General features: G+C 29.3%; 22 protein-coding genes. 13 read left to right on the forward strand and 9 right to left on the reverse strand.

The window, feature by feature from the left end; all coding sequences use genetic code 11:
• Positions 1 to 173: 173 nt before the first annotated feature.
• Positions 174 to 380 carry a hypothetical protein gene (locus tag ACX6CF_RS11275; RefSeq protein WP_458785427.1) on the forward strand — a complete coding sequence of 69 codons (207 nt, stop codon included), beginning with the start codon at positions 174 to 176 and terminating at the stop codon, positions 378 to 380.
• A 71-nt stretch (positions 381 to 451) separates the two neighbouring features.
• Here the strand turns inward: ACX6CF_RS11275 and ACX6CF_RS11280 are convergent, their stop codons facing one another.
• The 7 genes from ACX6CF_RS11280 to ACX6CF_RS11310 form a co-directional block, all read right to left on the reverse strand.
• Positions 452 to 1291 carry a CPBP family intramembrane glutamic endopeptidase gene (locus ACX6CF_RS11280; RefSeq protein ID WP_458785428.1) on the reverse strand — a complete coding sequence of 280 codons (840 nt, stop codon included), beginning with the start codon at positions 1289 to 1291 and terminating at the stop codon, positions 452 to 454.
• A gap of 72 nt (positions 1292 to 1363) precedes the next feature.
• A complete protein-coding gene (locus tag ACX6CF_RS11285; RefSeq protein WP_458785429.1) occupies positions 1364 to 1987 on the reverse strand; it encodes a hypothetical protein in 624 nt (207 codons plus the stop codon).
• Between the two features lie 696 nt (positions 1988 to 2683).
• Positions 2684 to 3538: an ABC transporter ATP-binding protein gene (locus ACX6CF_RS11290; protein WP_458785430.1), complete on the reverse strand. Its 855-nt coding sequence runs from the start codon at positions 3536 to 3538 to the stop codon at positions 2684 to 2686.
• A 67-nt stretch (positions 3539 to 3605) separates the two neighbouring features.
• The gene (locus tag ACX6CF_RS11295) at positions 3606 to 3974 is read right to left on the reverse strand and encodes a GntR family transcriptional regulator (RefSeq protein ID WP_458785431.1); all 369 of its coding nucleotides are present in this window, start codon (positions 3972 to 3974) and stop codon (positions 3606 to 3608) included.
• A 172-nt stretch (positions 3975 to 4146) separates the two neighbouring features.
• On the reverse strand, positions 4147 to 4950 hold the full coding sequence (locus ACX6CF_RS11300; RefSeq protein ID WP_458785432.1) for a metal ABC transporter permease: 804 nt from the start codon (positions 4948 to 4950) through the stop codon (positions 4147 to 4149).
• A 2-nt stretch (positions 4951 to 4952) separates the two neighbouring features.
• Positions 4953 to 5645, reverse strand: coding sequence for a metal ABC transporter ATP-binding protein (locus ACX6CF_RS11305; protein ID WP_458785433.1), 693 nt, complete (start codon positions 5643 to 5645; stop codon positions 4953 to 4955).
• Between the two features lie 13 nt (positions 5646 to 5658).
• Positions 5659 to 6555, reverse strand: coding sequence for a metal ABC transporter solute-binding protein, Zn/Mn family (locus ACX6CF_RS11310; protein ID WP_458785434.1), 897 nt, complete (start codon positions 6553 to 6555; stop codon positions 5659 to 5661).
• A gap of 210 nt (positions 6556 to 6765) precedes the next feature.
• On the opposite strand from ACX6CF_RS11310, the gene ACX6CF_RS11315 reads away from it, so the two are divergent.
• Positions 6766 to 7197, forward strand: coding sequence for a Fur family transcriptional regulator (locus ACX6CF_RS11315; protein WP_458785435.1), 432 nt, complete (start codon positions 6766 to 6768; stop codon positions 7195 to 7197).
• A 118-nt stretch (positions 7198 to 7315) separates the two neighbouring features.
• Entirely contained in the window at positions 7316 to 8344 is a 1029-nt protein-coding gene (locus ACX6CF_RS11320; protein ID WP_458785436.1) for an IS30 family transposase, read from the forward strand.
• Positions 8345 to 8647: 303 nt separating this feature from the next.
• Here the strand turns inward: ACX6CF_RS11320 and aroC are convergent, their stop codons facing one another.
• Positions 8648 to 9754 (reverse strand): chorismate synthase, encoded by a 1107-nt coding sequence (gene aroC / locus ACX6CF_RS11325; RefSeq protein WP_458785437.1) that lies wholly within the window; start codon positions 9752 to 9754, stop codon positions 8648 to 8650.
• A gap of 277 nt (positions 9755 to 10031) precedes the next feature.
• Here aroC and ACX6CF_RS11330 point away from each other — a divergent pair, with 277 nt between their 5' ends.
• From ACX6CF_RS11330 to yajC, 3 genes are all read left to right on the forward strand, one after another.
• Complete coding sequence (locus ACX6CF_RS11330) at positions 10032 to 12344, forward strand: EAL domain-containing protein (RefSeq protein WP_458785438.1); 2313 nt, start codon at positions 10032 to 10034, stop codon at positions 12342 to 12344.
• Positions 12345 to 12485: 141 nt separating this feature from the next.
• Positions 12486 to 13619 (forward strand): tRNA guanosine(34) transglycosylase Tgt, encoded by a 1134-nt coding sequence (tgt, locus tag ACX6CF_RS11335; protein ID WP_458785439.1) that lies wholly within the window; start codon positions 12486 to 12488, stop codon positions 13617 to 13619.
• A gap of 175 nt (positions 13620 to 13794) precedes the next feature.
• Positions 13795 to 14190: a preprotein translocase subunit YajC gene (gene yajC / locus ACX6CF_RS11340; RefSeq protein WP_458785440.1), complete on the forward strand. Its 396-nt coding sequence runs from the start codon at positions 13795 to 13797 to the stop codon at positions 14188 to 14190.
• Positions 14191 to 14230: 40 nt separating this feature from the next.
• Here yajC and ACX6CF_RS11345 read toward each other — a convergent pair whose 3' ends face one another.
• Entirely contained in the window at positions 14231 to 15082 is an 852-nt protein-coding gene (locus ACX6CF_RS11345) for a PHP domain-containing protein (protein ID WP_458785441.1), read from the reverse strand.
• 168 nt (positions 15083 to 15250) lie between these two features.
• Between ACX6CF_RS11345 and ACX6CF_RS11350 the strand changes: the two genes are divergently transcribed.
• The 7 genes from ACX6CF_RS11350 to ACX6CF_RS11380 all read left to right on the forward strand — a co-directional run bounded on the left by ACX6CF_RS11350 (position 15251) and on the right by ACX6CF_RS11380 (position 23072).
• Positions 15251 to 15646, forward strand: coding sequence for a TIGR04086 family membrane protein (locus ACX6CF_RS11350; protein WP_458785442.1), 396 nt, complete (start codon positions 15251 to 15253; stop codon positions 15644 to 15646).
• Between the two features lie 96 nt (positions 15647 to 15742).
• On the forward strand, positions 15743 to 15883 hold the full coding sequence (gene scfA / locus ACX6CF_RS11355) for a six-cysteine ranthipeptide SCIFF (RefSeq protein ID WP_113675541.1): 141 nt from the start codon (positions 15743 to 15745) through the stop codon (positions 15881 to 15883).
• A gap of 154 nt (positions 15884 to 16037) precedes the next feature.
• On the forward strand, positions 16038 to 17396 hold the full coding sequence (gene scfB, locus ACX6CF_RS11360; RefSeq protein WP_458785443.1) for a thioether cross-link-forming SCIFF peptide maturase: 1359 nt from the start codon (positions 16038 to 16040) through the stop codon (positions 17394 to 17396).
• A gap of 215 nt (positions 17397 to 17611) precedes the next feature.
• Entirely contained in the window at positions 17612 to 19765 is a 2154-nt protein-coding gene (secD, locus tag ACX6CF_RS11365) for a protein translocase subunit SecD (RefSeq protein WP_458785444.1), read from the forward strand.
• Positions 19766 to 19822: 57 nt separating this feature from the next.
• Positions 19823 to 21904, forward strand: coding sequence for a single-stranded-DNA-specific exonuclease RecJ (gene recJ, locus ACX6CF_RS11370; RefSeq protein ID WP_458785445.1), 2082 nt, complete (start codon positions 19823 to 19825; stop codon positions 21902 to 21904).
• A gap of 230 nt (positions 21905 to 22134) precedes the next feature.
• A complete protein-coding gene (locus ACX6CF_RS11375; RefSeq protein WP_458785446.1) occupies positions 22135 to 22302 on the forward strand; it encodes a hypothetical protein in 168 nt (55 codons plus the stop codon).
• A 257-nt stretch (positions 22303 to 22559) separates the two neighbouring features.
• On the forward strand, positions 22560 to 23072 hold the full coding sequence (locus tag ACX6CF_RS11380) for an adenine phosphoribosyltransferase (RefSeq protein ID WP_458785447.1): 513 nt from the start codon (positions 22560 to 22562) through the stop codon (positions 23070 to 23072).
• The last annotated feature ends 16 nt before the right edge of the window (positions 23073 to 23088 follow it).

Here is a 23088-nt window from a genome sequence, read left to right on the forward strand (position 1 = left end):
TTGTATTAATTAATATAGAACTTAGATGATAATTGAATGCTCAATTAGCCATAATATATATCGGTATAATATAAAAAAAGTTAACCTTATAAGATGAGGTAATTATTTCAACCTCTATTTAAGAATAATTGTTGAGTAGAAAGAGAAAATAAGTATAAACGAGGAGGTATAAGATGAATAAGATTAAAAGAAAAGATTTTAGGCATTACCATACGAAAATCACAACCAGAAATCTTTCGGGTAATTCAATTAATTATGAAATAGGGATAATGTTACCGGAAAAATTCATAGAATCTAAGAGAGATATCCAAGGAGAATATCTGGATGAAAGTGATATAATAAAGAATGATCTTAATGGAAAAAAATATATAGATAATTGATATATTATTAAAGATAGACTCTGTTAAGCTTCTGGTTTTGAAACTATAACAGAGTCTATTTTAATTAATAATTAATCTTCTTGAGCAGGTAATAAATAAACCACTGATGTAATAACCACAATGATTATAGTTGTTAGAATTCCACCTTCTAAACCAAAATCCCCTCCAGTTAGAAGGTTATTATTGATGATTTTCACAGGATAAATTGAATCCCATATTGATGAACCACTGACATTGAACCCAAAAAAACCACCTTGAAAAAAATTCCAAGTAATATGGTATCCAATAGCCATTAAAATACTTTTTGTTTTCAAAGTCATATAAGTAAATAAAATACCTATAAGTACAATATTAATAAGTCCAACGATACTAACATTTGGGTTAAGTAGATGTAATGCAGAAAAAATTATTGCTGGTACAATATAAACAATATATTTATTATTGTATCTATAAAGTGTATGTACAATATATCCTCTGACCAATAACTCTTCATCAATTCCTACTAGAATAAATATTATTAGTATATAGATTATGTTTGAAGAAAATATTGGCTTATCAAGACCAAATGTAAGCGTAGCATTATTAGTTGTAAACAATACAAAGGCAATAATTATTATTGATAATGCTCCTAGTATTAATCCGATTAATAAATGCTTCAAGGATTTGTTAGAAATAATCATTCCAAATCTACGTGGAGGTTGATTTTCTATTTTATAAACTAGCATGAATGCAAATATTAATGCAACAACTGATAAAGATTTGATTACAATGTATAGGGTATAATAGTTAGTGAAATCTAATGTGTCAAAAAGTATAGAAGCTGCTTTCTGAAATGTAAAATAAAATGCAATAAAAAGTGTTATCTTGATGCCAGAATAAATCTTGTTATGTTTATTCTTAAAAAGATTCATTAGCAGTACCCCTTATATAAAATTTTATTAGACTTTTGAGTAGGCACCTCAAGAGTCTATAATAATTATAGATCAATTATCGAATTTTATCATTAATTTATTGCATGCATGTTTTGTAGATATTTTAAAAGTAATAATTAGGATTATTAAAGTTATAGCATCAATTATTACTATCCACATTAATTCTATCATATTAAATAAATAATAGGTAATGAAATAAGTTCCTATGAGAAATGTCAATGTTATTACTGAACATACGAGTTTTTGAACAATAGATGTTGATCTAATAATATAAGGAGCTACAGTATTAAAACTCAGTAACATCATAAAAAAAGTCAGTAATATAACTAGCAGATTATTGGGACTAGTGTTATCCATTATAATTATAAGAAATACAAGATTAATAAGTATTACTACCCCATTAGTAATGTAAACAGTAAAATACCAACTATTGATGATTTCACTTATTTCTAGAGGTAGGGAGCGTTGCAACAAAAGAGTATTATCAAAATGATCAGTTTGTGGAAAGAAAACGCTCATATATGTATAGAAATAAGAAAGAGTAATCATCAAGGATATGACATAAACATATGTTGAGTTATTAACCACTAAAGCAACAATGTTAAAAACTGTTACAAATAATAGAATATATATAATGCCTGAATTTTTAAGATTTGATAATATTAATTTATTCATATCGAATGTACCTTTCTGCAACTAATTAAAATCTCTTCTATTAACCATAATCAATGATATTAAATAGGACAATGGAACAAGTAATATTCCTATGCATATGTATATGTTTATATAATGACTACAAAAAATATGATTAACATTTATAATTGATGATATATAAAAACTAATGAAGTATAATATATACATTATTGGTTTGAAAAAATTTGTTGCAAAAAATATCATCAGATATAATGAACCTGTTACTCCAACTGTATATAATATAATAAAAAATAATAGTAGGAAATAATCCACAATTATTGGAGCTCCAATTACTAATATAGTTATTAAACAAAATAGAAATATATTAGCTAAAATTATAAGCATATATATTAATAATTTCAAGTAATGACTTGTAACGTACTGTTTTCTGCTAATAGGAAAGCTGAGTGTAAATATGCTGTAGCTGCTAGTGTCATATTGTTTTGGAGCTATAAAGGGCGTTCCTGTCAAGAAAAAAGTAGTAATAAATAAAAATAGTGTAATTGGTATATCAGGCAAATCTACAAGATTAGCGTCCCATATATACTTTTGTGTATAGATTATAGAGATTACAGCAACATATAGTAACATTAATATTTGTATAATTAAATAAAATTTGTTTTGAAAAGTGTATTTTAAGTTGCTTTTTATTAAATATAACATAGTAAAATCATCCTTTTACTTCTTTATATGGAACACCATAATATCTTCAAGGTTAGCATTATCAATAATAATTGAATCTTGATATGAATCCATTAATTCTCTAGAATGAGTTGTCAAAGCTTCAAAACCATATCTATTCTTGTTAAATCCTATTAAAAGGTCTTTATTAAGCTGTGATAATAATTCAGTATTTCCTTTAACGATTTTATAGCTGTCGTTAATAATATCTGTTGATTTGGAGAAAACGATTTTACCTTTATTAATAAAAGTAATATAATCAGCTATCTTATCTAAATCTGATGTTATGTGAGTAGAAAAGAAAATGCTTTTATCTTCATCTTGAATAAGATCATAAAGAATATCTAATAATTCTCTTCTGAAAATAGGGTCAAGACCCCCTGTAGGTTCATCCATTATTAACAAATCAGCATTGTGGGATAAGGCAATTGCAATGGCAAATTTGGTTTTCATACCTTTTGATAGTTTTCTTATTCTTTTATTTGGGTTCAATTCAAATTTTTTCAAGTATGAGGTAAATAGATCATGATTCCATTCTTTGTAGAATGAAGATATAATCTTCTCATTACTTTTTATGGTAAGGTTATCGTAGAAACAACAATTATCATAGACAAAGCCTATTCTTGATTTTATTTCTTTGTCATGTTTTGTATTATTCATACCAAATATATTTATTTCTCCGTATTCTTTCTTAATAAGATTCATTATTAATTTTATGGTAGTACTCTTTCCAGCTCCGTTAGGTCCGATGAAACCAGTAATAAATCCTTTTTTTATATCTATGTTAATGTTATCAAGTTTAAAATCAGTATAACTCTTGGTTACATTTTTAATTTCAATAATATTTTCCATATTAAATGCCTCCAAATACATTAGAGTAGTATATGCAGATTATATCATATAAACTAAGTCTTTGCCTTTACTCATATAGTAACTTAATCATTTCAATCATTTCCTCAATACTTAATCCGAGCAATTTACTTTCATCTATTATTTTACTTAGTTTATCTTCAATCATTTGCATTTGTTTTTCTCTTATCAAATCTTTATTTTTAAGTGCAACATAGAATCCTTTTCCTCTAACTGATTCAACAAAGCCTTCTTTTTCCAATTCTTCATAAGCACGTTTGGTTGTTATAACACTAATCTGAAGTTCTTTCGCTAGTTTTCGTATTGATGGAAGAGGCTCTGTTTCTTTTAAATCACCAGTAATTATATACTTTTTCAATTGATTTGTAATTTGTAGATAGATTGGATCCGAACTAGAGTTTGATATGATTATATTCAAATTTTAACCTCCTATCCGTTAATACCGTGCATATTACATATATACACAATAAACATATATATGGCATTTGTCAAGAATAATTTATTATTATTCAATAAAATAATAGAATTAAATAATTGCTATAGAGCCAGCAATCATTTAGTTCTATTCAACTCATAAATATATATAGTTGCTATCTCTTTGATTTAATTAGTGCAGTAATAAAATAAGCGATGCTTGATAATATAATGATAGTTGCACCAGATGGTATGTTGAAATAGTAAGAGAATACAAGACCTAGAAAACATAGGATAATTCCCACTATAGAAGATAATAATATTATGAGGTTAAAATTGTATGTAATCAATTTAGATATTGCAGGTGGAACTGTTAATAGAGTTATTACTAATATGATACCAACTACTTTTATTAAGATAACTATACTTAAAGCAATTAGAATAAATAGAAAGTACTCTAAGAAAGTAGTATTAACCCCCTTACTACTTAAAAATATTTCGTCGAATAAATAACTCTTTATATAATTAAATAATGCAAATGAACTTATGAGAATAAATAGAGTTAGAATGACCATTAGATAAATGTCTTTTACAGAAACAGTTAAAATATCTCCAAATAAATAAGTAGTCATATCTGGTGGATAGCCTGGAGTGAGAGATATAAATAGTATTCCTAGTGCCATACCCAATGACCAAAGCATGCCAATGATTGTATCTGATGTAGTGTTAGTCTTTCTTTTGATACTTACAATAGCTATTGCTGAGATTATGGCAAATAAAAGTCCACCTATAATTGGTTCAAATCCCAATAGAAAACCAAGACCAATACCTCCAAAAGATGCATGAGCAATACCGCCGCTCATCATTACTAATTTTTTTTCCACTACGATGGTTCCAATTATTCCACATACAATACTAGCTAAAATAATGCTTATAATAGCATTCTGCATAAATCCATATTTACATATTGCTTCTAACATAACTACTTTCCTTTCGTATAAAATAAATTTTGAAAATGCCAAGGGTCGATTGTCTCATCGTTGTCATGGACATGCATGGTCTTGTTGAGACATGCAAATTTTTTTACATTATGTTTTATCATACCAATATCGTGGCTGACCATTATTATTGTCATTTCTTTATTTAATGTAGTTAAGATATTATAGATTTCTTCTTTTGCATCTGTATCTAAACTAGCTGTTGGTTCATCGAGTAATAAAATATCTGGATTAGTTACTAGAGCCCTTGCAAGTAGAACTTTTTGTAATTGGCCACCAGATAGTTGATTGATTTGTTTATTTGCCAGATAATTAATTTTTAACTTATCTATTGCGAATGTAACCTTATTTCTATCATTTTGTTTATAACGATGGAATAATTTGTAATTGGATGGAAGAGTGCCGCTAAGTATAACATCAAATACTGTTATAGGAAAATCTTTGTTGAAAGTTGAAAATTGAGGAACGTAACCTATAACAACATTTGGCGCTGTTGTTATTTCGCCTTTATCAGGAGTGATATCACCTATTATGGATTTCAAGAGAGTTGTTTTACCACTTCCATTAGGTCCAATAATTCCGATATAATCGTTTTTATTGATTTCTAGATTAATATCATCTAGGGCTAAATAATTATTATAGTAAACTGATAAGTTCTTTATTTCTAATAATGCCATATAATTCACCTTTTCAATATGAGGATACAAAAGTATCAACAATTTTTTTATAATTATTAATATATTCATTTGATAAAATATCTAAAGAAATTACTTTGCCATTAATTTCGTCTGCGATGACAGTCGCTTGTTTACTATCAAATTCTTGTTGATAGAATACAACTTTTATGGCATGTTCTTGTGCGAAACTTATGACATTTGTCATAGTTTCAATGGTTGCTGCTTTTCCGTCTTCTTCAATAACCATCATTGTCAAATCATAATCATCAGCGAAATAACCAAGAGAAGGATGATATATAATAAAATTCTTTGAATCCGAATTTTTCACAGCTTCTTTAATATAAGTATCTAATTCTTCGAGGCTAGCTATATAATTTTCAGCATTATCTAAGTAGTAATCTTTATTTTCGGGGTCAATGTCAGAAAGAGCTTCTTTAATAGTATTTACCATAACTATCACTCTTTTGGGGGACATCCATAAATGAGGGTCTATAACTTGATTGGTCTCATTTTCTTCATTTTCGGTAGGTTCATCATGCTTATGGGTATGGTTATCTAGATAAAGGATAGGGTATTTTTTTTCCGAAGAATCCTTTAGAGAGATAACTTTTGTATCATTACTTATTATTTTAGGCAATATATTATTTTCAGCAGCTACTCCAATGGAAAAGTATAAATCAGCATCACTAATATGTTCTAATTCTTTTGGAGAGGGCTGATAGTTTGCAGGACTAAAACCGGAAGGAATAACGGTAGTAATAGTACCTTTATCACCAATTACAGCCTTAACAAATGCTTCTTCAGGTCCAATAGAGACTGCTATATTAACCTGATTGTTATTTGTGGATTTACTAGAACATCCAGCTAATAGAAATATGATAGATGTTAGTAATAATAAACTTCGTTTCATAAAAATCCTCCTATATAATTCTAAATGCAAATAATTTGCAATTAAATTATACTATTTAATTATAGTATTGACAAGTACATATTTATTAAAAAAATTAATTTTATTAGTTTAAAAAAATTTTGTATATGTTATAATTGATTTAATAATAAGTAAAACAATAATTATTCAGTGTGGATATTATTATTTATGCTATAGAATAAGGGTGCTAATATGGATTTTGATAAAGTTATTAATCTATTAAAAAATAAAGGTTATAAATTGACTAACCAAAGAAAAATTATTATACAAGCTCTATATCATAGTGATAAACCAATATCAATGGAAGAATGGCTATTATTAACTAAGGACAAGAATCCTGGTGTTAATCTATCAACTATCTATCGAAATATTGATGTATTAGAAGACTTGGGGCTTCTGGAGAAAATTAGACCAAAAGATGGTAATATTAAGTATACTCTCAACTTAATGGAGAATCATTCCCATTTTCTCATTTGTAAGCGATGTGGTAAAGCAGAAGCAATAGAATGTTGCCTTAGTAAAGAGTTTCAAAAAATTATTGATGATAAAGAATTCGATTTGATTGAACACAATTTAGAATTATATGGATACTGTAAAGAATGTCATAATAAATCAGATAAATAATAAAGGCGGATTGAAAATTGAAGTGCAACAGTAGAGATGAGTAAAAATGGTTAAAAAAAATCCATTAGTTAATACTCCAAGATGTAATCACGACAAAACACAAAGGAGATATTAAATAATGGATTCTAATAAGAGTATAGCCAAAAAGTACCATCATTTATCATATGAAGAAAGAATTAGGATAGAAATCTTGAGAAAAGCTGGATTTAGCATAACTGCTATTTCAACTAAAATTGGGCGTCACAAAAGTACGATTAGTAGAGAAGTCCGTAGAAATCTAGTTATACAAAGAAATAGTGATTGGACTAACAGAATGGACTATTTTGCCGACTTCGCTCAAAAACAATACCTAAAAAGGCGACTATCAAGTGGTGCAAAAATTAAGCTTACTAAGTGTATTGAAGCCATTGAATATGTTGAAAATAAAATTCTTAATCAAAAATGGTCGCCAGATACAGCCATTGGTAGATATAAGATTGAGAATGTAGATAAGCCTTGTGTTACTACAAAGACAATATATAATTATATTGATCTTGGACTTATAAGGGTTAAATCCATTGATTTATTGTTACGTGTTAAATTAAAGAAAAAGAAACGCACTGTAAGGAAGAATAAAAGAATTCTTGGTCATAGCATTGATGATAGACCTTCCATCATTAACGAACGTTCTGAAAATGGACATTGGGAGATTGATACTGTAATTGGAAAGCGTCATACATCTAGTGTTCTAATGACTTTAACAGAGAGAAGATCAAGGGTTGAAATAATAAAGAAAATACCTGATAAAACAAGTAACTCTGTTGGTAAAGCACTCAGTGAAATTAAAGATATCTATGGTGATAATTTTAATCAAATATTCAAAAGCATTACTTGTGATAATGGTAGTGAATTTAGCTTTAGTGAAGACTTCAAGAAAAAAATTGGTGTAGACTTATACTATACTCATCCATATTCTTCTTTTGAAAGAGGAACAAATGAGAATCATAATGGTATCATAAGAAGATTTATTCCAAAAGGGATATCTATAGATGAAATACCAAATGCGGTCATTGATAGAATTAGCCAGTGGATGAATACCTTACCTAGAAAAAATCTGGGTTATAAAACACCATTTGAAGCATTTGCCGATTTTGTTGCAACGGCTTAAGAAGTGTATTGGACAGGGTTTTCGCTTAGACCTTACCACATAGAAAGAAACCATACGATTGAGCATGGTTTCAGCCTAATGTGTCTAAGGACAATTAAATGCTCGGGTTGCACCTCTGCATGGCCCTATCCCCTTAATTGCATTTAGAGTATACCCAGCCTAAACAAGGTTAAACTATAATAAAAAATAGATTCTGTGGCAGAGATTACATTTTGTTGCACTTAATTTTTCAATTCAAGGATAAATAATAAAAAAAATTCTACCCATTATATATGGATAGAATTCGACAATACTATTTTATGATTAATTATTGTCTAAATATATTTTTTTGATGTTATCAATTTTGCTATTAATGTTTCTGAATAACATATCAACTAGAGTAATAGCTACCATTGATTCTACAACAATTACGGCCCTTGGAACGATAATTGGGTCATGTCTGCCTTTTATGTTTATATCAATGTTATCTCCATCTTTATTAACAGTTCTTTGTGTGGTTTTAATAGAAGGAGTAGGTTTAATAGCTGCTCTTATCGTAAGGCGAGAACCATCACTTATACCACCTAATATACCACCAGAATTATTAGATTCCTTTTTTATCTTACCCACTTCATATCTATAGAAATCGTTGTTTTCCATCCCAGTTAAACAAGAAGATTGGAATCCATTTCCTATTTCAATGCCTTTGATACTACCTATTGACATGATAGCTTTTGATAGTTCAGCATCTAGTCTATCAAATACAGGTTCTCCGAGACCAGCAGGAAGATCATCTACCATACATTCTATAATTCCACCACAAGAATTACCTGATTCAATTAGATCAAGCAAATAGTTTTCGGCATCACTTACACAAGTTTTATCAGGTATACAGAGGTCATTATTCCAGATTTCATTCTCATCAAAATCTGTGCTTGTGGATATCTTACCAATTGATTTTGTATATGTGGTCAATTTAACATTAATAGCAGATAAAATCTTTTTAGCTATTGCACCACCAGCTACACGTCCTATTGTTTCTCTACCAGAAGAACGGCCTCCACCTCTATAATCTCTAAATCCGTATTTCATATCATAAGTTAAATCAGCATGTCCAGGACGATAATAATTGGATATTTCTGAGTAATCCTTTGATTTTTGATTATTATTATAAACCACTATAGATATAGGAGTACCTGTAGTTTTCCCGTCAAATACACCAGACATTATATTAGCCATGTCAGACTCTTTTCTAGGTGTAGAAAAAACAGATTTACCTGGTTTCCTTTTGTTCAGTTCAATCTGAATATCTTCATTTGTTAACTCTATACCAGCTGGACATCCATCTATAACTACTCCAACTGCTTCTCCATGGGATTCACCCCAGGTAGTTATTGTAAATAATTTTCCAAAGTTGGAACCTGTCGACATATAATCACCTTCTATTCTTTATAGCTTGCCATATATTATATACAATTCTTAACAATTAAACAAGATAATAATAACTTTTTATATCAAATTAGTAAATAGTGTAAGAAATATTACATTTTTTGACATGAATATAAAAAAATATTAATAAATGTGATATAATATATTAGTATTAAAAAAAAGGTTAATTTTGACAATTATTAAAAGCTAATAATTATATGGTTATATTCAATTTTAAATCATATTATAAACAATAATTTTACTAAGATGGGGTGCTCAAATGGAGATATCTGAGAAATTTTATTACGCCTTAATTAACAATATATTTAGTGGATATGCATATCATAAAATAATCACAGATTCTAGTGGGAATCCTGTGGATTATGAATTTATAGATATTAATGATGATTATTGTAATTTAGTGGGTTTTAAAAGAGACGATATTATTGGAAAAAGAATAACTGAGATCCTTCCAAGCATGGCAGATGAATCATTTGATTGGATTAAGTTTTTTGGTAAGATAGCAATTGAAGGTAGTAAAGGTTCTACTATACAATATTTTAAATCATTTGATAAATGGTATCAGGTGAATGTTTTTAGCGATAGAAAGGGATATTTTGCAGAGATATTCACTAATATCACTGAATTGAAGAAAAAAGAATTGATACTGAAGAATAAGAATGAGCAACTAGTTAAGTTATTTGAGGAGATAACTGCTTCAGAAGAAGAGTTAAGACAACAAAATGAAAAGCTAACTCATGTTTATGAAGAAATGGCCGCTTCAGAAGAAGAATTAAGGCAGCAGAATGAGCATATCAGCGGATTATATGAAGAGCTAGTAGCATCAGAAGAGAATCTAAGTGAGCAAAATAGTTTATTGCAACAAAGCAATAGTATAATAAAGGAAAAAGAACAAATATATAGATTGATTACACAGGCATCTAATGATGGTATCTGGTACTGGAACATGAGAGATGGAAAACGCAGCATATCATATGACTGGTATAATGATCTAGGGATTGATCTAAACTTATTCTCTGATGTTAGTAAATGGCATAAGATTCTACATCCAGATGATATTGAGGAAGCTAAAAAGAGTTTGAATGATTGTGTTTTAGGTATAACCTCAAATTATGAAAGTACCTATAGAATTCGTACAACAAATGGCGAATACAAATGGATAGTTTCGAGAGGAAAGACATTAAATGATGATAATGGGAAACCTTATTTAATGGCTGGAGCGCATATTGATGTAACAAATAAAAAAATTAGAGATGATAAGATTAAGTATTTAGCATATTATGATACTCTTACAAGTCTACCTAATAGAATATTTTTATTAGAACAAGTAAGTAAATATTTAGAGAAAAATAGTAAAATTGCATTAATAGTAATGGACATTGATAATTTTAAGAGTGTTAATGATAGTGTCGGTTTTTCAATAGGTGATATTATTCTAAAACAAGTAGGGTTAAGATTATCAGATTCTATTAGAGAAAAAGATTTCATTGCACGTCTTGGCGGTGATGAATTTGCAGTTATTTTAAATAATGTTGATAATAATGAAGACATTATAGAAAGAGCCAATATAGTAAAAGATTGTTTCGATGAACCATTCATAGTTGATAATAATATACATCAATTAAGTATTAGTCTAGGAATTGCTGTTTCTCCTTATGATGGAGTTGATTCAAAGGAATTAATCAAGAATGCTGATACTGCAATGTACAAAGTTAAGAACATGTGCAAAAATAGTATATCTTTTTTCACACAAGATATGAAAGAAGAATTTTTGAAAAGAATTAATATAGAGAAACAGTTAAAGAAAGCTCTGGAGAATAATGAATTCAAGCTTTTTTATCAGCCTCAGTTTGATATGAAAACAGGTGGTATAAGAGGATTTGAAGCATTACTTAGATGGATTAATCCAAAACTTGGGTTAGTAAGTCCTATGACATTTATTCCTATAGCTGAAGAAATAGGAATAATTAATGAGATAGGAGAATGGGTATTAAGAGAAGCATGCAACCAATATAAGGAGTGGAGCTATGAGCACTCGTTTAGTGGCATAATATCTGTTAATATTTCACCTATTCAGCTGAAAACACGTAATTTTTACAGTATTGTATCTAGTATCTTAAAAGAAACAGGAATTAAATCTGGTTGCTTAGAATTAGAGATAACTGAGAATTTATTTATTGATGCTTTAGATTCAGCTAAGATACTACTTGATAAGCTGATCGAATTAGGAGTTAGGATATCACTAGATGATTTTGGAACAGGATATTCTTCATTGAGTTATTTGAAATCCTTACCGATTGATACCCTTAAGATAGATAAATCGTTTATTAAGAACACTACATACACAGGAGTAGAAAGAGAAATTACTAGATCAGTAATAGATTTAGTAAGAAAAATTGGACTTGAAACTATAGCAGAAGGTGTAGAAAACGATAAACAACTTAATTTTCTTTATCAGTCATTATGTGATAACATACAAGGATTTTTAACGGGTAAACCTATGCCTGCAGATCAAGTGGTTGATATAATAAAAAGAGGAAAAGTAGATTTATCACAATATATTGATAACTAAAATTACATAATAAAAGAAAAGGATTTTGATAATTGTTTGGATTACGTTTCGAAGATAGTATAATATTACCTTGAAATGTTAATAAATTAGATATATAATTGGTAGACGTGTGATAAACAAAAAAATACTAAAAATTAATGAATGGTGATTAAAGTGTATAAATTATTAAATGTAGATGGAAGAGCAAAAAGAGCTGAGTTGAACACGATTCATGGTGTTATTCAGACTCCTGTTTTTATGAATGTAGGTACAGCAGGAGCTATTAAAGGTGCAGTTTCAAGCATGGATCTAAAAGAAATCAAGTGTCAAATTGAATTATCTAACACTTATCATCTTCATGTTAGACCTGGAGATGATGTTGTTAAGAAATTAGGTGGATTACATAAGTTTATGGTATGGGATCGACCTATACTTACTGATTCTGGCGGATTTCAAGTCTTTTCACTAGCTGGTCTTAGGAAGATTAAAGAAGAAGGAGTATATTTTTCTTCTCATATAGATGGACGTAAAATTTTTATGGGTCCCGAAGAAAGTATGCAGATTCAATCTAATATAGCATCTACAATAGCTATGGCATTTGATGAATGCGCTCCTTATCCAGCGACAAGAGAATATATGCAGAATTCAGTTGATAGAACGACTAGATGGTTAAAAAGATGTAAGACTGAGATGGTAAGACTTAATTCCCTTGAAAATACCATCAATAGGAAGCAAATGCTTTTTGGAATCAATCAAGGGGGAACCTACGAAGATATTAGAATCCAACATGCAAAAGCTATTTCAGAACTAGATCTAGACGGATATGCTGTAGGGGGACTTGCGGTAGGAGAGTCTCATGAAGAAATGTATAGAATATTAGAGGAAGTAGTTCCACACCTTCCACAGAATAAACCAACTTATCTTATGGGAGTTGGAACACCTATTAATATTTTAGAATCCGTTGAAAGAGGTGTGGATTTCTTCGATTGTGTGTATCCAGCCAGAAATGGAAGACATGGGCATGTATATACTAATTTCGGTAAGCTTAACCTTTTCAATGCAAAATTTCAATTAGATGATAGACCAATTGAAGAAGGATGCCAGTGTCCTACTTGCAGGCATTATAGTAGAGCTTATATAAGACATCTTTTGAAAGCAAAAGAGATGCTTGGAATGCGTTTATGTGTACTTCATAATTTGTATTTTTATAATACACTTATGGAAGAAATAAGAGATGCTATAGATAATAATCAATATAAAGAATATAAGAATAATAAAATAGCAAATATGCTATAAATCAAGTAATATAGATTGAACTAATTGAAATGGATGTATAGATGATTAAGTTCAATATATATAGATAAAACAGTTGACAGGAAGTTATTAACAGTGTATCTTATTATATAAGAATAATGATTCTTACTAGCTACGAATAGATAAATTTCTGTGTTGAAAACAAGGAGGATAATTTATGTCAAGTTTATTATTATTAGAAGCTGGAGCTGGTGCACAACCATCTACGGCTGGTAGTTTAGGTGCTATGTTAATACCTATGGTGATTTTATTTGGTTTTATGTACTTAATGCTTATCAGACCTCAAAAAAAGAGACAAAAACAAGTTGACCAAATGCAATCAAGTATTAATATTGGTGATTCTGTTATGACTAATGGTGGGTTCTATGGTAAAGTTGTTGATTCTGTAAACAATGTTCTTATAGTTGAACTTGGTACTAACAAAAGTGTAAGAGTTCCTATAGAAAGAAATGCAGTTGCTGCAGTTAAAGAACCAGATTTAACAATAAATAGAGATGACTTAATCGAAGATAGAAAAGAAGACAAAAAAGAAGATAAGAAAGACGAACAATAGAATTTAAGGGTTTTACAGAAGGCTGTATATGATACAGCCTTTATTTTTTTGCCTTGGATTTAATAGTTTCAAGTATTGAATAAGGAATTTCCAGATTACCTCTTCCAACACCTAGATCAATATTTGGTTTATTGCTTCCGTGAAAATCAGAACCTCCAGAAATTACGAGATCATATTTATCAGCAAAATCTTTCAAATACTTTTCTTGTGATTTGGTATATAATGAATAAAGTCCCTCAATACCTAATAGGCCTATTTCTGTTAATTCACCAATAAGTGCATCTAATTGTCTTAGGTCCATATTGTATAGCGTTGGATGAGCTAATATGGGCACACCACCACATGATAGCACAAGTTCTATGGCCATTTTGGGAGTAACTTTATCTCGTGGTACATAACATGGGCTATCGTTACCAATATACTTATTAAATGCTTCTCTCATAGATGAAACATAACCTTTTTGGAATAGAGCCTTAGCGAAATGAGCTCTCGTATATACTTCAGAGTTAGATGTGGCTATAACATCTTGTAAAGAAATATTGATGCCAATATTATTTAGTTTTTCTATCATTTGAATATTACGTGAATTCCTAGCATCAACAATATCGTTTAATCCATTAACAAAAGAGAGATTATTTTCATCAATATATAAACCTAATAGGTGGATTTCGGTATTATTATACCTTGTTGAAAATTCTATCCCACTGACTATTTCTATATTATATAATTCACTGCTTTCTTTGGCTTCCTTGATACCAGAAATACAATCATGGTCAGTTATGGCAATAGCAGCTAAATCTTTCTGCTTAGAAGCATATTCTACTAATTCGCATGGTTCATAAGTGCCGTCTGAGGCAGTTGTGTGGACGTGCAAATCTACATATTTATTCAATAAAATCAGTCCTTTCTACATAAGATATATATTATATAAATTCAATATATATAGTTTAATCAAGATGAATTTGTTTGATTTATACAAACCATAATTTAAATTAAAAGCATGGCATATTTTAAATTATAGCACAGTATAATATTATATGGAACAATAAGGGGGAGGATTATGGGCAGAGCATCGCGTATTTCAAAGAAACCAGATATTAACACGCAAAAAATAATAGTAAACATGCTTAAAGCTATTATGATTGGATACATAATAACTATTTTATGTGTACTGCTTCTTTCATTCATCGTATACAAGTATGATCTTAGTAATAGTCAAATTAATATTGGAAGAATTGTAATTATAATATTAGCAACTATTATAATGGGCCTATTAACGGGAAGAAGCATTGGCAAAAATAAGTGGATGTATGGTGCTATAGCAGGGGTTATTTATTTTGTTATTTTTGTCATAGCATCTGTAATTATTAACAAAAACAGTGGGATTTCAGGTGGCGCTATAAGTTTATTCTTTATGTGTGTAGGTAGCGGTACATTAGGAGGAATGCTAGGATAAGTTGCAAATTCCTAGAAAAATCTACTTTTAAAAGTGACAATCTTGTGATATAATGTTTTAAGTTAAGGTAACAGGTGCTTAAAGGAGGAAAAAGCAATGAAGCATATTAAAACATTAAACTCAGCTACTCTTAAGAAGAGTTTAAAAAATGGTGGATGTGGCGAATGCCAAACATCATGTCAATCAGCATGTAAAACATCATGTACAGTTGGGAATCAAACTTGTGAAAACAAATAATTTATAAGTTTATTAAGCAGTGACATTAGTCGCTGCTTATATTAGGTTTGATTAATTCATAATAACTAGAGATAATAATAAATACTTAATTATTAAAGTATTTAATAATTTAACTGTATTATATATAGTTAAGTATAAGAAAGGAAGAATAACAGTGGTACATCAATATAAAATGGGCGATATGAACATTGCTATAGATGTTTATAGCGGCGCAATACATGTAGTTGATGATATTGTTTATGATGTAATAGAAAGTTATGAAAATGTATCAAGCAATGATGACTTGGTCAATAAACTTTCTTCAAAATATGATAAAGAAGTAATAATTGAATCAATTAATGAAGTTAAAGAACTAATTGATAAAGAATTACTATTTACTGATGATACATATAAAGAAGCAATTATCAGCTTTAAGAAAAGACAACCTGTTGTAAAAGCCTTATGTTTGCATATAGCACATGATTGTAACTTGTGTTGTAAGTATTGTTTTGCAGGTGAAGGTGAATATAATGGAGACCGTTCACTTATGAGTAGTGAAATAGGTAAAAAATCTATTGATTTTCTACTAGAGAATTCAGGCAGTAGAAGAAACCTGGAAGTAGATTTTTTTGGTGGAGAACCATTGATGAATTTTGAAGTGGTAAAAGAAATAGTAAAATATGCTAGATCTAAAGAAAAAGATTATAATAAGAACTTTAGATTCACTATTACTACTAATGGTATATTACTTGATGATGATATCATGGAATTTGTTAATGAGAATATGTATAATGTAGTACTTAGCATAGATGGAAGAAAAGAAGTAAATGATAGAATGAGGTCATCTAAAAATGGCAAGGGCAGCTATGATATCATTATGCCTAAGTTCAAGAAAATGGCTAAAAGTAGAAATGAAGAGAATTATTATGTAAGAGGTACTTTTACACATTATAATCTTGACTTTTCTCAGGATGTATTACATTTTGCAGACCAAGGATTCAAACAAATATCTATTGAACCTGTTGTAGCGCCAGCTAATATGCCATATGCTCTTAGGGAAGAAGATATACCATATCTATGTGAACAATATGATATTCTAGCGAAAGAAATGATTAAGAGAAAAAAAGAAGATAGAGCTTTTAATTTCTTCCACTTCATGATTGATTTATCACAAGGACCTTGTGTTATAAAAAGACTTTCAGGATGTGGTTCAGGAACTGAATATCTTGCTGTTACACCATGGGGAGATTTGTACCCATGTCATCAATTTGTTGGAATGGATGAATTTAAGCTTGGAACAGTTGACGAAGGAATAACTAATCTCGAAAGACGTAAAGAATTCAAAGAATGTAGTGTTTATTCCAAAGAGAAATGTCAAAATTGTTGGGCAAAATTTTATTGTAGTGGTGGATGTACAGCTAACGCATACCAATTCCACGGCAGTATATATGATACATATGAAATAGGCTGTGAACTCGAGAAAAAGAGAGTTGAATGTGCTATTTATATGAAAGCTGAAGAGATGATGGAATAATACATTATATAAATTATCTTGACTAATTTCAAGATAATATTTATAATTTAACGTAGTATGTAAGTTATAATATATATGGATAGAAGGTCTTATATTTATTTAAGTATAACTTACAAAATAATTAATATATATTGATATCTATATAATATACTATGGATTCAGTATACAGAATTAAAAATTAAATATGATAATGTACAAAGGAGGATATTGTTGCAATGAAGGGGAAAAAAATTATTACCCTATTGCTTTTAGTTGTTATAATCGCATGTTCTGTATTTGTAGCAGTTAAGGGAGTAGGAAAAGATGAAATCGGTGGAGCAAATAATGTAAAATTAGGTCTTGACTTAGCGGGTGGGGTTAGTATCACATACACTACTGTTAAGGATGATCCAACTAACAAAGAGCTAGATGATACAGTTTTCAAAATTAGAAAAAGAATAGATGGAATGGGTTATACGGAAGGACAAGTTTATAGAGAAGGTTCTGACCGTGTTAATGTTGATATTCCTAATGCAACAAATGCAGAGGAAGTATTGGAAGAACTTGGTAAACCAGGTAAATTAGAATTTTTGGATCCAGATGGAAATGTAGTTTTAACAGGACAAGATGTTAAAGATGCTACTGCAAAAATTGTATCAGGAGAAATTGATCCATATATTATATCTCTTGAACTTAATGAGAGTGGAAAAGATAAATTCTATGAAGCTACTAAAAAGTTTGTAGGCAGAAGAATTGCAATTGCCTATAATGGCAAAAACATAATGGAACCTATTGTAAATCAACCAATCCAAGATGGTAATGCTTCTATAAGCAACATGGGAAGTATGGAAAGAGCCGAAGCGATGGCTTCTAATATACGTATAGGTGCTCTTCCACTTGAACTTGAAGAATTAAGATCTAATGTAGTAGGTGCAACACTTGGTGAAGAAGCAGTTAAAACAAGTGTAAAAGCTGGAATTATTGGTCTTGGTTTAATATTATTATTTATGATATTATTCTATAGAATGCCTGGACTTGCTGCTGATATAGCACTAGTATTCTATTCTTCATTATTAATTGTTATTTTAAGTATATTCAAGATTACATTAACATTACCTGGTATTGCAGGTATTATATTATCAATAGGTATGGCTGTTGATGCCAACATAATTATTTTCTCAAGAATCAAAGAAGAATTAGCTCTTGAGAAAACATTGAGAGCATCACTAAAATCAGGATTTAAAAAAGCGACATCAGCTATTTTAGATGGTAATATTACAACACTTATAGCATCAGCTATTTTATATTTAATGGGAACTGGACCAATTAAAGGTTTCGCTCAGACTCTTGCAATTGGTATCATTATCTCTATGTTTACAGCTTTAGTAATTACAAGACTTATTCTAGGAGTATTTGCTGGATTAGGAATTAAGAATAGAAAACTATATGGTATTGCTAATAAAACAAGAGCTATCAAAGTTGTTGCGAAGAGAAAGATATGGTTTAGTATTTCAATAGTTATAATAGTTATAGGACTTCTTGCAATGCCTATATATAACGCTTCAAAAGGTACACCTCTTAACTATGATATAGAATTCAGTGGTGGTACTACAACACTTGTTAATATTGGTAAAACAATGAGTAAAGCTGAAATGGATAGTGAATTAACACCAATAGTTGTTGAAGCTACTGATGATAATAGCCCACAATTCCAAGCAGTTACAGATAAAAAACAAGTCATTATTAAAACTAGTAAATTAGATAATACAGCAAGAACTCAATTACAAGATAAATTGATTGAAAAATACGGTATAACTTCTGAAGATATTGAAAGTGAAAGTATTAGTCCAACAATCAGTAATGAGATGCGTAAGAGTGCTATACTATCTATAATATTAGCTGCTATATGTATGTTGATATATATTACATTAAGATTTAAAGATTATAGATTTGGCGTTAGTGCGGTAGTTGCTTTAATTCATGATGTATTAATTGTATTAGCAGTATATTCATTATTTAGAGTACCAATTAACAATTCATTTATTGCTGCAATGTTAACAATTGTAGGTTACTCAATTAATGATACGATAGTATTATTTGACCGTGTACGTGAAAATCAAAAATATATGAAACGTGGAGATTTCAAGGGTGTTGTTGATACATCAATAAGTCAGACAATGTCACGTTCAATAAATACATCACTTACAACATTTGTTATGGTTGCAATTCTTTATGTAATTGGTGTTACATCAATAAGAGAATTTGCATTACCATTAATGGTTGGTATCCTTTCAGGAACATATTCTTCAATATTTATTGCTAGTCCATTATGGTATGTATTTAAACGAAAAGAAGAAAAGAGAATTCAACAAGCACATCAGCAAAGATAATTAAACTTATATCCCTCTAGCAATCTTTGCTAGGGGGATTTTTTGGAGGTTATTTATTTGGAACCAAAATATATTTGGAATTTAAAACAAAAGAATGAAAAACTGGTAGATGAATTATCTGAAAAATACAAACTATCTACTATAATGGCAACTATATTAGCTAATCGAAATATAGTAATAGAAAAAGATATTATTAGATTTCTTAATGCAGATATAGATAAATTTTATGATCCGTACTTGATGAAAGATATGGATAAAGCTGTTGAACGTATAATCACAGCAATTAGTAACAATGAGAAAATAACTATATATGGAGATTATGATGTAGATGGTATGACAAGTACATCAATTCTATATATGTTTTTAAAAGAAAATGATGCAGAGGTAGATTATTACATACCTAATAGATTAGAAGAAGGATATGGGGTTAATGATGAAGCTGTAAACAGTATATATCTTAATGGTACTAAGCTGATTATAACAGTTGATACAGGAATTACTGCTATATCGCAAGTTGATTTAGCTAATTCATTAGGTTTAGATATGATAATAACAGATCACCATGAATGTCAAGAGAATATACCTGATGCCATAGCTGTAATTGACCCTAAGAGAAAAGATTGCGAGTATCCTTTTGATATGTTAGCTGGTGTAGGTGTTGCCTTTAAGGTTATGCATGCATTATCAATGAAATTAGGTAATATAGATTCTATATGGAAGTTTTTAGACATTGTGGCTGTTGGGACTGTAGCTGATATTGTTCCTTTAAAAGATGAAAATAGAATTATTACCAAGTTAGCTTTTAAAACTATGAAAGATACATGGAACGTGGGATTAAAAGCACTTATAAAAGTATCTGGTAATAAAAAAGATGATAAAATTACAGCAGGTATAATTGGATTTCGTATTGCTCCAAGATTAAATGCTGCAGGTAGGCTTGGAGATGCAAAAAGGGGAATTGAATTATTCATAACAGAAGATAAAAGTAAAGCGGCGGAGATTGCTGAAAAACTTAATGAAGAAAACATTCTGCGTCAACAATTAGAACAAGAGATATTTGAGGAAGCTGTACATATAATTGAAGAAAAAATTGACATGAATAATACTAAAATAATAGTAGTGGCATCAAGTAATTGGCATCATGGAGTAATAGGTATAGTGGCTTCTAGGATTACTGAGAAATATTATAGACCAAGTATATTATTAAGTATTGAAGATGGTGTAGCTACTGGATCAGCTAGAAGTGTTGATGGATTTAGTATTTTTGATGCATTATGCCAAGAAAAAGAGTTGTTTATGAAATTTGGAGGGCATGATATGGCAGCAGGTATGTCATTGAAAGAAGAATTCATAGATGATCTTAGAGAGCGTCTGAATGAATATGCTGAAAATACAATGAACTCAGATACACTGATTCCAAAATTAACGGCTGATATGGAAATAGACATAAAAGACATTAACATACCCCTAATTGAAGAAATTATCAAGTTGGAACCCTACGGGGTAGGAAATCCAGAGCCTAAGTTCATTTGTAAAGGGAAAGTTGATGATGTTAGAAAGATAGGTAAAGAGAGTAACCATCTAAAGATGAGAGTGGACTATAATAAGAGCTATTTAGATGGAATAGGATTTGGAATGGCACAGTACTATGATCATATCAATGTAGCTCATGATATATCTCTATTAGGGACATTGAATATAAACGAATGGAATGGTACTAAAAAACCACAAATAATGTTAAAAGATATTAATCCCAATAATGAATTTATGGTGTGCATTAATAAGTACTATACTATATTCAATAATATGAAAACAACTAATTTTGATGAAAAATCTAAATTGTATTTACAGGATGAACAAGTAATCCCTACTAGAAAAGAATTCGAAACTATCTATCGAGCTCTTTTGAATCTGGAGAAGCAGATGAAAGAAAATATCATAATTACCAAATTATTTCAGATGATTCATTTTAATGAACCTAATAAAATATTAACTTTATTAGCATGTCTAGAAGTGTTTAATGAACTTAAACTATTAGAATATAAAATAGATAATATGGAATTGATTTTTAAATTGAATAAAGGTGTCAAAGTAAAATTAGACGAATCTAAAATATATAAAAGAATTATTAATATCTAAGTAATATATATTATATATGCAAGCCTACTAAAAGTGTATATATAATATAGGCATATAGACGCAAAAACTTAATAATGTAAAAATATAATGGGATATTATTGAATATATTCAATAAACAGACTATAATAGAGTAGCATATTACATCGGTGTAATAGACTACTCTTATTAACTATATCTTTAACCATATCTGAATCGGGAATATCTGATATCATTTTTAAGTGGAGGCTTTTATGAGAAACTATAACCATAAATTAATTAATGATTCAATAATAGTAATAGTTTGTTTCATTTTATTTGTATACCTTTTTGGAATTAAGTGCTTGATAGCATTTGTTCCTGTTATAGGTGGTGTACTTGTAGTAATACTATTTATAAAATTCTTACAGTTATTTATATAATTTTAATATTTCTTAAGAAAAAATCTAAAAAGCTTTGCTAGAAGCTGATATATTTGGTATACTAATATTGTGTGTTTACTTATATTTTAAGAGAGGTAAACTTAAATCAGTTAAACATATAAAATTTGATAAATAAATATCCTTTTAAGGCACTACTATTCTTTTTAAAAGTAAATGATGAAATACATTATTTTTATTATATTTTGATAGTCTAATTAATTCCTTATAGGGTATTATACGAAAAGGAGTAAGGAAGTATGGATCTTAAAACTCTTATAAGAGAAGTACCTGATTTCCCAAGAGAAGGTATTTTATTTTATGACATTACTACAATATTACAAAATCCAGAAGGATTAAGGGCTTCTATCGATCAGATTCAAGCGAAATTGGAAGGTATCGAATTTGATTACATAATTGGACCAGAATCACGAGGCTTTATTTTTGGTGTGCCAGTAGCTTATAATATGAGCAAAGGTTTCTTACCTATTAGAAAAGCTGGCAAATTACCATATAAAACAAGAAGTAGAGAATATGCTTTAGAATATGGTACTGCAACTATTGAAATGCATATTGATGCTGTTAAGCCAGGCGATAAAGTTGTAATTATAGATGATTTATTAGCAACAGGTGGAACATCAAAGGCTACCGTAGAATTAATTGAAAGTCTAGGAGGAGAAGTTGTAAAATTAGTATATTTAATTGAACTTGACTTCCTAAATGGTAGAGATAAATTAAAAAATTATAACGTGGATTCTATTATTCATAAATAAAAATAAGACCTTTACT

Source organism: Vallitalea sediminicola, assembly GCF_054408565.1.